The 12561-nt window shown below is 43.0% G+C and carries 12 protein-coding genes; 5 read left to right on the top strand and 7 right to left on the bottom strand.

All coding sequences use genetic code 11. The features are described from left to right. The first annotated feature begins 212 nt into the window (after positions 1-212). Positions 213-503, top strand: a complete 291-nt coding sequence (hipB, locus tag KIH87_RS19235; RefSeq protein WP_232359469.1) for a type II toxin-antitoxin system antitoxin HipB — start codon at positions 213-215, stop codon at positions 501-503. Beyond that, positions 503-1813 (top strand): type II toxin-antitoxin system HipA family toxin, encoded by a 1311-nt coding sequence (locus KIH87_RS19230; RefSeq protein WP_232359468.1) that lies wholly within the window; start codon positions 503-505, stop codon positions 1811-1813. Before hipB ends, KIH87_RS19230 begins: the two co-directional genes overlap by 1 nt. 59 nt (positions 1814-1872) lie before the next feature. Here the strand turns inward: KIH87_RS19230 and KIH87_RS19225 are convergent, their stop codons facing one another. Next, positions 1873-2958, bottom strand: a complete 1086-nt coding sequence (locus KIH87_RS19225; RefSeq protein WP_232359467.1) for a hypothetical protein — start codon at positions 2956-2958, stop codon at positions 1873-1875. Positions 2959-3310: 352 nt separating this feature from the next. Here KIH87_RS19225 and KIH87_RS19220 point away from each other — a divergent pair, with 352 nt between their 5' ends. Together KIH87_RS19220 and KIH87_RS19215 are read left to right on the top strand one after the other, a co-directional pair. Then, positions 3311-3604, top strand: coding sequence for a helix-turn-helix domain-containing protein (locus KIH87_RS19220; RefSeq protein WP_232359466.1), 294 nt, complete (start codon positions 3311-3313; stop codon positions 3602-3604). Continuing rightward, positions 3594-4814, top strand: coding sequence for a type II toxin-antitoxin system HipA family toxin (locus KIH87_RS19215; protein ID WP_232359465.1), 1221 nt, complete (start codon positions 3594-3596; stop codon positions 4812-4814). Before KIH87_RS19220 ends, KIH87_RS19215 begins: the two co-directional genes overlap by 11 nt. A 53-nt stretch (positions 4815-4867) precedes the next feature. Here the strand turns inward: KIH87_RS19215 and KIH87_RS19210 are convergent, their stop codons facing one another. The 4 genes from KIH87_RS19210 to KIH87_RS19195 all read right to left on the bottom strand — a co-directional run bounded on the left by KIH87_RS19210 (position 4868) and on the right by KIH87_RS19195 (position 8684). Further along, positions 4868-6283 carry a pyridoxal phosphate-dependent decarboxylase family protein gene (locus tag KIH87_RS19210; protein WP_232359464.1) on the bottom strand — a complete coding sequence of 472 codons (1416 nt, stop codon included), beginning with the start codon at positions 6281-6283 and terminating at the stop codon, positions 4868-4870. Between the two features lie 94 nt (positions 6284-6377). After that, positions 6378-6770: a type II toxin-antitoxin system VapC family toxin gene (gene vapC, locus KIH87_RS19205; protein ID WP_232359463.1), complete on the bottom strand. Its 393-nt coding sequence runs from the start codon at positions 6768-6770 to the stop codon at positions 6378-6380. After that, positions 6767-6970 (bottom strand): type II toxin-antitoxin system VapB family antitoxin, encoded by a 204-nt coding sequence (locus tag KIH87_RS19200; RefSeq protein WP_232359462.1) that lies wholly within the window; start codon positions 6968-6970, stop codon positions 6767-6769. Before KIH87_RS19200 ends, vapC begins: the two co-directional genes overlap by 4 nt. Positions 6971-7172: 202 nt before the next feature. Then, a complete protein-coding gene (locus KIH87_RS19195; protein WP_232359461.1) occupies positions 7173-8684 on the bottom strand; it encodes an amidohydrolase family protein in 1512 nt (503 codons plus the stop codon). A 268-nt stretch (positions 8685-8952) separates the two neighbouring features. Here KIH87_RS19195 and KIH87_RS19190 point away from each other — a divergent pair, with 268 nt between their 5' ends. Next, on the top strand, positions 8953-9504 hold the full coding sequence (locus tag KIH87_RS19190) for a DsrE family protein (RefSeq protein WP_232359460.1): 552 nt from the start codon (positions 8953-8955) through the stop codon (positions 9502-9504). A 63-nt stretch (positions 9505-9567) separates the two neighbouring features. On the opposite strand, the gene KIH87_RS19185 is transcribed toward KIH87_RS19190, so the two are convergent. Further along, positions 9568-10458, bottom strand: coding sequence for a hypothetical protein (locus tag KIH87_RS19185; RefSeq protein WP_232359459.1), 891 nt, complete (start codon positions 10456-10458; stop codon positions 9568-9570). Between the two features lie 147 nt (positions 10459-10605). Beyond that, positions 10606-12540: an extracellular catalytic domain type 1 short-chain-length polyhydroxyalkanoate depolymerase gene (locus tag KIH87_RS19180; RefSeq protein ID WP_232359458.1), complete on the bottom strand. Its 1935-nt coding sequence runs from the start codon at positions 12538-12540 to the stop codon at positions 10606-10608. Positions 12541-12561: the final 21 nt, after the last annotated feature.

Below are 12561 nucleotides of genomic sequence, written 5' to 3'. Positions count from 1 at the left end.
AAAACCCCGTTCCGGTTAGCTGGTTCGGGGTTTTTTTAATGCGCTGGATATAGTGCGTTGCTTTTTTAACGAATTCTCTAGTGGCTCTTCGAATACCCTATATCCCCTTCAGAGGATATTTTTGCAATTATCCCCTTTGGGGGATATTGAACCATTTATCCTTTACAGGGGATATCTATTGATTTATCCTCTATAAAGGATAAATTAGGTTTATGCATATGCTTATATTTCTTGATGGTGTATATAGTCCGGTTCAATTAGCGAATAAGCTGAAGCTGTATCGGGAGCAGAAAGGGTGGACACAAACCGATATTGCTAAACGCATTGGTGTGAAGCAATCCACGATTTCAAATTTTGAAAATCACCCCGACAAAACTCAGCTGGCAACCTTGTTCAAGATTATTCAGGCCATGGAAGTGGTATTGCAAGTGCATCTCCCCTTTCCTCCGGGAGATGAATTAAAGGCAGCCAATGATGTCATTGACGACGAGGATAATTGGTAATGAAGAAGCTGTTGGCCTACATGAATAACGAGTATGTGGGAGAATTGATTAAGTTATCGAATGGTGCACATCAATTTACCTATAGTGAGCAATGGTTGTTGTCTCCACGTAGCCGCCCAGTTTCTCTTTCCTTACCACTAAGAAAAAATACCTATACCTCTGATAAGGTCATCAATTATTTTGATAATTTACTTCCTGATAGTCCTTTAATTCGGCAACGGGTAGTTGCACGTTATGAAGCTGAATCTGCACAGCCATTTGACTTGTTGGAAAAAATAGGACGAGACAGTGTTGGTGCATTAACGCTTCTTCCGGAAGGAACGTCGTTTCAAAACAACACTCTGAATTATGAAGAGTTAAATGATGCACATTTAGCGAGAATTCTTTCAGCTTATAAGGCTCAGGCTCCATTAGGCATGTTGAAGGAAGATCAGGATTTTCGCATTTCCATTGCTGGCGCTCAGGAGAAAACCGCATTACTTAAAGTAAATGGAAAATGGTGTTTGCCTAAAGGGAATACAGCGACAACCCATATTATCAAACTCCCCATTGGTGAGATTAAACAACCAGACGCGACTCTGGATATGAGTGATAGCGTAGAAAATGAATATTTCTGTATTAAATTGGCAGGTGCGTTGGGGTTTAGCGTGCCGAATGTTGAAATTGTCAGAGTAGGAAATATTAAGGCTTTGGCGGTTGAGCGTTTTGATCGACGCTGGAATAAAAATAAAGACTGGATATTGCGTTTACCCCAGGAAGATATTTGTCAGGTTCAAGGCAAGCCTTCGGCCATTAAATACGAAAGCGAAGGTGGAGCAGGAATAACGGATGTAATGGATATTCTGATGGGCTCTAAAAACGCTTTACAAGACAGAGAAACGTTTATGCGTTTTCAGGTGTTCCAATGGATAGTGGGGGCAACTGACGGCCACGCCAAGAACTTTTCTCTCTTCATTGAAGCAGGTGGAGCATACCGTTTAACGCCTTTCTACGACATTCTGTCAGCCTTTCCGGTTGTGGGTGGTGTTGGGCTAAATATCAGAGACTTAAAGCTGGCAATGGGATTGAAGGCTTCCAAGGGCAAAAAATACAGAATAGATGACATTTTTCCACGGCATTTTCTGGCAACGGCGAAGCAAGTCGGGTTCAGTCAGGAGCGAATGCAGGAAATAATGGATGAGTTGGCTGATTGTTTTGAAGTTCAGGCCAAAAAAGTATTGAGTGAGTTGCCTGATAATTTCCCTATCGCGATTGCTGACAATATAGTGGAACATTCTCTAAAGCAGGTGAAACGATTGCAGAGAAAATAGGCTACTCGTTGTTATGAGTAGCCTGTGTGTTCTTTCTATTTCAAAGATGAGTTTGCTTCTTAATAGTAACCGGAAGCACAGTTGTTCATTGTTCTTTCAACCGGTGTGCTATAGGCATACAGGTTGCTGATAATTTTCTGTTTGGCAACGAATTGATAAGTTATGCCATCCGAACAAGCAGATATGCGTCCAGAAGAACCGAATGTACCTATTAATGTTGATGAGGTAGCGGAGTCCTTTCTGTAAACCATAATGGCATCAGCACCGAACATGGAATCAGCAAAAAAACTGAGGTGTGGTCCATTTGCTTCAAGTTCAATTGAAGGTGCTAAATGTCTGCTGGTGAAAGACAGTTTTTGTGTTAATCGATCAATATCAATATCCAACACCAGACCATATTTACTCAAGCCTTGCGCAAATACTTGCAGCATTTCAATGTTCTTCTCGGAAACAACACCCTGAATTTTATCGAGTAGATTGTTGTATAACTTCTTGATAGAGAAAACAGAATCGCCCAGTGAAAGATCGATTCTCTTATCAATTTCTCTCTCAATGACTTTTTCCACTTTAGGATTAATGATCAGGCCGTCAACACCTAAAGTATCAGCGATAAAGCCTAAAATACCGCTGCAAGAACTGTTATATGACTTAACATCATAGTCGATAACGATATTGGAAATGTCCCCGCTGGTTGAATTGTATTTGGCGGATACCCAAAACTTGTCCAGGTCGGCATCAAATGTAACGGTCGGACAAACAAGGCCTTTCAGTCCATGAAGGTCATACTTCATTTTTTTAATGCCAAATCCAATGTTATTGACTTCAAATTTGATATTGCTGGAATTGTGCTTGAAGCTGGCTTTTATCTTATCGAAATTAACGTTAATACCACCAATACTGATAATATCATCATCCACCTGAGCCAGTTCATTTAGCAATGACGATTCAATCTGGTCTGCCACTAAACCCAGGTTATTCAAGACACTTTGAGCAGTGGTCGCAAGTTGCCCGTTAGTGTTCAAGGTTTCTGTGGGAATCGAACTTTGGGTAGGTAGCTTGGTATCTTTAAATATAATGGTCGGTGCTGATACCGCATTAAAGGAAAGCAGACTCACTGCTGCTATCAGAATTTTTCTAAATGTCATAAATTACCTTTACATAATGCAAAATCAAAAGGGGTGCTAGTCTAGTTTTGCTTCATGTAAACGGATAATATTTTTCTTGTATATCTATAATTATTGGGATCTGAAACGATTAATTTTAAATAAATTGGATACGTGTATCTGATTTCCATTTTGTGAACATAGTTATTTCAATAAATAAAAATGATAGAGCAGTTTTATCGAAATGCTGTTTTTGACTTGATTACACCCATCATCTCTATTTTAAGCGTGAAATAACATGCATTAAATATCTTATGTGTTATATTTGATTCAATAATAAGCAATATTTAATGTGCTTATAAAGCTTCATTAATATATTACTGAGTGTTTTTTAATGCATAATAAAACTGACGAATTGCTAAAATCTCTTGGTGAACTGGTACAACAAACACGTTCGCTTACCATGGATCAGGAAGAGCTTGGTAAACGAGTTGGATTAAGTCGTTCCACTATCTCTGCTATTGAACGAGGAAAAGGGGTTAATTCCAAAGCCTTGTTGGATGTGCTCGTTTTTTTAGGGTTGTCCGGCGAACTGTTAGCCGTGATTGAAAAACGACAATCGTTAGAAGGAGAACAACGTTTCCGTAAAGTCCGCAAGACTCATGAGGAATTGTCGAATGACTTCTAAAGCCTATGTGTTTGTTGATGGTCTGGAAGATGAACCTGTCATTTGTGGAGTGGTTACACTCAACACTCACCGGGGAATTGGCGAATTCCGTTATGGAAAAAGTTATTTAGAACGCGATGATGCTTTTCCGTTAGATCCCATCAACTTGCCATTGTCTGACGCCCTGTATACAACCACGGAACATCATGGTCAATTTGGTGTATTGAGCGATGCCGGGCCAGACAGTTGGGGCAAAAAAGTGATTTTGTCTTTGCACAACACCAAGCCCAGCAATGCGCTGGAATATTTATTGGTTGGGGCAGGAATGGGCGTGGGAGCGCTAACCTTTAGTTTGTCTCGCACGGCTTCAAAACCTAAACATAACAAAAATAATGTGGGTGACATGCCTATGTTGCTTAAGGCAAAGGATGCCATCCTTAACGATGAAGCTATTCCGGCAGAAGCTAAAAAAGCCTTTGAATGTGGTTCCAGTATGGGCGGTGCAAGACCTAAAACGACGGTTACCGACAAGGGTAAAACATATCTGGCAAAATTTAATCGAGCCGATGATTTGTTCAATCAAGTAAAAGTAGAACATGCCAGTATGTGCATGTTAAAAGAATCAGGTTGTAGGGTAGCACCTACTCGTGTGCTAGCAACAACCAATGGTGATGTATTATTAGTGGAACGATTCGATCGGGCGAGCGAAAAAATAACGGATTCGATAAAACCAAACCATCATTTCATTAGTGCCAATGCGCTCATAGATATGAGCAGGGTTAACGACAGGGCACTAACCCAACAATACAGCTACGGCTACCTCGCGGAGTTTTTATTAAGGCATAGCGCCGAGCCAGAAGATGCAATAGAGCTGTATCGCCGCATGGTGTTCAATGTGTTGATAGGCAATACCGACGACCATACTCGAAATCATGCCTGTCTGTATTCTTTCGCTCATAAACACTGGCGCTTGTCGCCCGCCTACGATGTATTACCCATCAATAACAGCAGGCAGCATAGCCTTGGCATAGGAGAACAGGGGCGCTTAGGCAGCGAGGAAAATTTGTTGTCTCAATCAACCCGTTTTGGTTTAAAAGCATTTAAAGCCCAGAAAATCCTTAATCAAATCAAAGAACTGGTCGCTGAATGGCCGACATACTTCAAACAACATGGCGTTGGAGACGGAGATTTAGAACGGCTAAAGGCTGTGATCCCGGAATCTGTCATTTGAATTCATGGATGCGCTAAAGTCACCCTGCTTATTCTGCAAGAGTGCTTGCATGGTTACTGTAATTTACTAGCTTTTTCTTTCACCTTTTCCCAACTGCTTTCTACATCTTCCCAGGTGCAGTTGGTATGGCCTATGGACCAGCGTATCACGCTTTGTCCGTTGATAACGGTTCGGGTGAGGTAGGTGAAACCGTCGTCGTTGACAGCTTTTATCAGGGCGTCGTTGAGTTCGTTACTCTCTGTATTATCATCATCACCTGAATTGGATAAGGCTCGAAAAGTGAAAAGGGCAAAACGAGGTTGCGTGATAAGCTCAAAGCCTTCGGTGTTATTGATGGTTTCAGCCAGTTTTTCAGCCCATTGAATATGTTGGCGAATGCGTTGTTGGATCTGTTCCGTACCCTGCCCGCGCAAGACAAACCAGACTTTTAATGCGCGCATTCTGCGACCGAGTTGAATGCCCCAATCGCGATAGTCGGTAACGCCCTGATTGGATTTCAGATATTCCGGCATGATGGTGAGCGTGCGGATTAATGTTTCTTTGTCGCGAACAAAGTGCGCTGAACAATCAAATTGAATGCCCATCCATTTATGAGGATTAAAAACAAAGCTGTCGGCGTGTTCAATGCCCTTCATGAGATGCTGGTATTCTTCCAATATCAGCGCACTACCCGCCCAAGCGGCATCGACATGCAAATACAAACCTTCTTCGCGAGCCACATTGCCGATTTGCTCAAGTGGGTCGATAGCGCCCATTCCCGTTGCGCCGATACAGGCAATAATACCTGCTGGAACAAAGCCTTTTGATCGGTCTTTCTGAATCGCTTGTTCAAGTGCTTTTGTGTCCATGCTGTGATCGTCGGTGGTGGCAACAAAGTGAATATGTTCGCTGCCGAGTCCTGCCATTTTCATAGCCTTTTCAATGGAAGAATGAGCTTCACGGGTGACGTAAAATTTCAAAGGCGCTTGTTGGTATAAACCGGATTTATTGGTGTGAAAATTAGTAGCTTTTTCTCGGGCGGCTAAAATCGCACAGAACGTCGCGCTGGAAGCGGTGTCTTGAATTACGCCAGACCAATTATTGGGAATACCGACCATTTGCCCCAACCATTTCATGGTTTTCTCTTCCAATTCGGTGGCCGCTGGAGAGGTTTCCCACAGCATACCGTTTACACCGAGAGCTGAGATCAACATTTCTGCCAACTGGCTTTCCGGTGTGCTGTTGGCTGGAAAGTAAGCAAAAAAGCGTGGATGCTGCCAATGAGTGATACCCGGCATAATGACATTTTGAAAATCACTGAAAATGCTTTCAAAGGATTCACCTGCAACAGGTGGTATGTCGGCAATTTGTGCCGCGATATCGCCGGGTTTTACCTGTGAACGTACCGGATATTCACGCACGTTTTCCATGTAGTCAGCAATCCAATCGACGAGTTCATGGGCGTGTTTGCGAAAATCCTGATTGTTCATGGTGTAGAGCCTTGTTGTTCTTATAGATTTGGAATTGCGATGTTAATAGAAGTCGGTGTCGGCATCCATAGCTTGATGAAGTATTCTGGAATTCTTAAACAAGGCTTTCCAGCGAGAACAGGTCGATGAAGGGAATAAAATCTTTGTCTGAGTGTAACAGCGGGACATCATTTTCCAGGCAGTATGTTGCAATGATAATGTCGATGGTTTTCCGGATAGTAATACCCTTTTTTCGCAGAGTTCTATAGTATTCAGAGGCTTTTATCGCCAATTCAGGATTGCATAGTGAGTGAAGGTCTAGCGCGGTGAGGAGCTCTTTTGCGGTGTTGTAGTCTTTATCGAGTCTAAAGCCGCTCAGAATTTCCAACAAAATAAGATCACCCATGATAATTTCGTTGTGACCTAATGCGGCGTCTAAATAATCTGTTTGTGGTGTGATGTTGCCGTTGAAATAGTCAATCCAAACTGATGAATCGACTAGAATCATAGTGTTTTGCCTGATGTTCTTGAATCGTCCAGATTGCCATCCCATTGCAATTTACCTCTAAACTTCCTTATTTGTTCCTGTTTTTTCAATTTCACCATAAGGGTGAGTGCTTGTTCAACCGCTTCTTTTTTTGTTGTTAAGCCGCTGTATTTCAAGGCATCGGCCATAAGTTGGTCGTCGATAATAATGTTGGTTCTCATAACTGCCCGTACCGATATAGTTAACCTGAATTCAGGTTTTTATGTGTATAAATGTGACACTTTATACACATGTTGAGCCTGTGTTGATTAATTTGCAAGCGGTTTTTATTCGACTTGAGAGTGATGATAAAGGGTATATCAGGCTGTTTTCTATCGTTTGAAATAAATAACAGCCTGATTTTAGAGGGATAAAATGAAGATGCTAATTCGTCATTTTACTCGCTAACTTTGCCATTTCCGCTTCAAAGTCTTCAAACTTCTCGTCTAGTCTTTTCAGGTTCGTGGCTTTGTCTGCTTCGCTCATAAAAGAGTAACGAATACTGTTGTAGACGTATTCCTTTATTTTGCTGTAGCTGGGCTGGTAGCGTGATGCCAGTAAGACGAATTCATTGGTCAGGTTGTTGCGTGACACACCAGAGTCATCGGTTGAGATAACCATGGGTACACCGTAGGCGGAGTAGATCAGGTAAGGGTGTTCCTGGCCTTCTACACCTAAAATAAACTCGTTGCTGGTCAGGTTTATTTCGATAGCGGCGTTTTGTTTCAGGTCTTCCAACAATTCCAGTGAATGAGTTTCATAAGGCAGGTCGATACCGTGTCCAATGCGTTCTGCTTTGGCAATGTCTCTAGCTTCTTTTATATGAAACATTAGGTCTTTAGGACGCACCATGCCCAAGGTCAGCTCACCGGCGTGTAATGCTCTATTCACCTTGGGGAATTTGTGATGCAGGTAGTTGTACATCTGCATGTGCAAGGTGTAATCCATGAGAGCAACATAGTTGTTCTCTGGCGCAACGATATTCACACCTACAATCAGTGGTGACTGGTTGCTGGCGATAAACCCTGAATACAGTTCTGTAAATACTTGCAGAGGATCTTGTACCCGCGCGGTATAGGTTTGATAGCGCATGGTGAAGTTGTCATCATCAATGTTTTGATGGATGTTGGCGACATCATTGACAAAATCGCTCACGGCTTGATTAAACCCGGCTTTACTGCTCAGTGTTTGGCTGATTTTATCGAACAAAGCGTTGGCTTGTTCCTGGGTTTTTACGTTGCGAAGCGCCTGAATAAGCTCTGCTCGTTCCGATGCTGAGTAAAAGTTCTTTGCTTTGGCTGCAACGCGGCTGTACATGGTTTCGATGTATGTGACATTTTCTTTTAATGCACGTTGCTTGATTATTTGAACCCCGATATCAGCATATTCATCTGCAATAGGGCCAAAATAGCCGAAAGTATTGAAGAAGTTGCTGTCTGGCGGTGGTTGATCATGATAGTGATTGTCGTAATCTTTGTCTGACCACAGGGTTAGCAGCTTTCTAAATAAGGCATCTTCTGCCAGTAATTCCGCAACGGTTAATGCAGCACAGCCTTTACCGGAAGGTTTGTCGTCTTTAACGATCGTTAAGGTGCAGGAATCAATGCGCCAGTTTTTATTCTCGACCCAATCGAGGTAGGTTTCTGCGTAGATTGTGCCGGAATAGTGGTGATGAATGTCGCCACCTTTGGGCATCTTGGTCATAAACAGGTTTAACTTGGCGATATCGACATCATCTTTGGCTACGATGCTATCGTAAAATTGTTCTGTTGCCTGAAAAGTATTGTTGGTATTTTTGTGGGAAGTTGATGATGTTCCCGTGGTTGAGCAGCCTGCAAGGATTGAGGTGCAGAGTAACAAGGTGCTGAAGGTTGTTCTTTTTGTAAATCTTGTCATTGAATCTCCTGTAAGCAATTTTCGAGTTATTATAATACGTTATGCCTTGCTAAGGGATAGCAATTGGTACGATCTGTTGTGTTAAAGAAAAATATAGACCATAGAAGGGATATTGAAACAGACTTTTGTTGCATTAGTGGGAAAAAATATCGCTTGGTATTAACCATTAATTTCCATTGACTACCTACCTTGAATAATCCGCTAAAGGTCGCATGCGCCTGAACATCCAGCATTCATGTGTGCTACCCTGCTGTGGATTTGATTTTCTATGAGTAACAACATGAAGTATTCGGCATTAATTCTTTCGTCTTCTATTTTGTTTTCCAGTGCAACGTTAGCAGGAAAAGAGGCATTTACTTCCGGGCCTGTAATAGAAGGTTTTGGTGAAAATGCACCAGTGAAACAAACTCATCCTGTATCGGCGAATCAGAAATTCAAGATTGCTTTCGATATTGCGGATCAAGGAGATTCAGGCGCTGTAAATCGTAAGATCAATAGCTTGGCGCGTTTTATTAATATGCAAGCAAGAGCGGGCGTTCCTGTAGAGAATATTCAATTAGCCATGGTTATTCACGGCAAAGCGGGTTACGACTTCCTCAACAATGCAGCCTATAAAGCAAAGTTTGGTGTCGATAACCCTAATAGCGAATTGCTCAAGCAATTAGTGGCAAATAACGTGAAGTTTTATCTTTGCGGACAAAGTGCGGCATTTTTAGATATTAAGCAAGATATGCTGGTTGATGGCGTGGATATGGCGCTTTCGGCGATGACAACTCATGCTTTATTACAGCAAGATGGCTATACCTTAAATCCTTTCTAAAGCTGATTACTTGAGAGACTGCTTTAGTGCAGTCTCTCAATGTATTTTTGATATAGCTTACGTCTATTTTCCCGTTATCTGTTGCTCGGTTTTTATAATCATGCTCGGGATCATGGTTTCTGAGAACCCGGCAATAAAGCACCAAATCACCAGTAGTGAATAATTGGCATCATCATTCACTATCAGCACTGAATTGCCGCCATTTCCCGTCACAGGTGTAAAGGTTGGAAACAGGTTTCCTTCCATAATTCCTGATTGCAGAAAGTAATACAAAATTAGTCCACCACCTATTCCTGTCACGATTCTGGACGCAACATAGATGCTACTCTGCATAATATACAGCCCTTCGGGAGTGGCATGAGAAATGCGCTTACGGATGCTGATAATCATTGTGAAGGCTGCGCCTAAAGCGCCGGAACTCAGTGCTGCATAGATGTCTAATGCCCTCCCTGCCCCCTTACCTATCATATATAAGCCTTCGCCGAAGGGGGGAAACAAGCTGGGTAAAAAGAACATGATGAAGGTGAAAATGAAGCCGTATCCCGCTTTTGTCCAGACGTTGTAGATAGTTTCCTGTTTTACCAGAGTATGTTGCTGCGCCCATTGCAGGTCTTCGATGAGTTTACTCAATAAAGCCTGTTTTTCACGATTGGATTTGGCTTGTTCAATCTTACTGCTGTAATGACTTTGCAGACTCGGTTCCAGTACATGCACCTGAACCAGTTTGTGTTGCAATGTTGTATCTAATAATTCGTCATGTAGTAAGGGAACCAACAGTTGTTCAATGTGATAAATGTTGCTTAACGAGGGTTTGTTACTGAAAAGTTCCGTGATCTTTTCGATTGTACTTTTGTGTTTTTCTATTACCTGCTCTTCTTTCTGAACCTGCTCGAAAGTGACTTGTAATGACAATAGTAACTGCTCAAGAAAATCGTCCTTTTTATAGCTCAGCATGATCTATGCCTATATTTTTGCTCGAAAACACTTATCTATAACAGAAAAACGCCAAATCGGGTAATGATTTGGCGCATTCATTTCAAAACTAAGGTTGGAGTCAGGAACAGGAGTTACCTGACCCCAAGTGTGACAAACGTCATATTCTTAAGGACAAGTGCCCAGATTCCAGTTGCTGCCATCGGTTGAGTACAGGCTGTTCCAACCCCAGGTTGAACCAGACATTGCTGCGTTTGTACCTTCTGCGAAGTAGTCAGGAGCCATTGCGTTACCTGTGCTGTAAGCTCTGCCTGCTACTTTGTGGTAGTAGTTGTAAGTTGTGAATTCTTCACAAGTACCACCTGAGCCGCCGCCAGAACCACCGCCTGAGCCACCACCAGAACCGCCGCCTTGACTACCGCTACAATCTACCGCAGGGCCTTTACATGATGCATCGTTGTCTTGCCATATACATTGACCTGAGCCGTTAGATTCTTCAGTCAGTTTAAACGCTGCTGTGCCGTATTCCAGATAGCAGGTTGAGTATTCAACATAAGATAATCTGCCTGCAGAAATATGCTGATCCAATGTTGCAGTTTGGCCTGCATCAATAGCAAAGGTAATGCTGTCATTGCTTGACAAGCTGGTAGAGTCTGTCGCTGTTACCGTTGCTGTGTTGCTACCACCTGGCAGGTTACACTTCTCTGCACTATAACTGGCTTGGTCAACGGTTGCTGTTACATTGCCATTAGAGAATGCAACAACAACAGAGCTCAGGTTCTGATTCACATCAGCAACTGTGCCTGTGACAGTGGCGCATTGTTTATTCACTGATACAGCAATGTTGCTCAATGTTGGTGCTGTTGCTGGTGGAGGTGTACCTAAGTAAACCGTTTCAACAACGGTTTCACCGTCTTTGCCTTCGTTGTCTGTTGCGGTAACAGTAACGTAGTACAAGCCATCAGGAAGTGATGCGCTGTTAATTGAGAAGTTGCCATTGCTGTCAACACTGCCCGATTTACCGCTATTGTTTCCGTTCTGATCATCGAATAGGGCATTAATGGCAGAAACACTGCCTTCTGCATCCACTGCTTTACCTGTCAGGGTAATGACACCATTGTTGCCGGAAAGCTGAATGTTTGAAAGTACAGGGCCTGCGTTGCGATCAACACGATTGTTGTACTTGGCGAAGTATTCACCCAAATAATCTGCATAATTGATACTAGCGGAAGTAATGTAAGAGCCGCTCGCGCCTGCGCCGCCAGACCAGGCATGTGTAGCATCGTCAAGCCAAAGCTTCGATACGCGACCATCTTGCCACAAGGTTTCACGTGCGGTTTTGGTGCCTTCAGTAATGGTGGTTGTGCCAGACAATTGGCTTACGCCATAAACACTCGCCATGCCAGATGAGTTTTGATCCAGATAGCAGGTGTTAACTGTGGTATCGGCATCGCCGTGGGCAATAGAAGCAACTTGTGTTGAGAAATGGCTTGCATAGCTGCCAGCGTATGAGCGACAACGAGTGGCAACATCCGCTGATTCACAGGTACTGATAGCACCGCTGGAACTGGTTCCTACGCTAGGGCCTGCGCTGATACCCATACCTGCGAATACGTCTGGTGCGATACAAGCGGTAGTGTTCGCAAAGGCTGCGCCAGAAGATAAACCGGCAATATAAACCTGATCCGCATCGATGTTGTATGACGCATCAGCCACCATAGTATTGGCTAAGGAAATCAGGTTTTTGTAGTCACCACTGGTACGTGATCTTGTGCCTTGCCAGTATGACCAGCAGCTATAACCTGCTTTATTCATTGCATCTGGAACCGCAATGACCATACCGTGATTTTCTGCTGCGGTTTCAAGGTTAGCGGTAAGGTAGGCATCGATGGACTGAGTACAGCCGTGAAGCACTAACATCAAAGCCTTACCATTCCCGATAGAGGAAGTGGTATCAGGAGTATAGATATGTACTTTGTTGAATCCGCCTAATGACTGATTATTCTTCCAGCTACCCGCAAGGGCTGGCTGTGCTGCCAAAGCAAGGGTTGTTGCTAAGGCAAGAGGCTTTAATAAAGCCATTCTTGATTGATTGGTTCTCATCTTCTATCCCTCGTAACTGTT

The organism is Paraneptunicella aestuarii, assembly GCF_019900845.1.
GTDB lineage: Bacteria > Pseudomonadota > Gammaproteobacteria > Enterobacterales > Alteromonadaceae > Paraneptunicella > Paraneptunicella aestuarii.
This window is presented reverse-complemented; position numbering and strand designations above follow the sequence as displayed.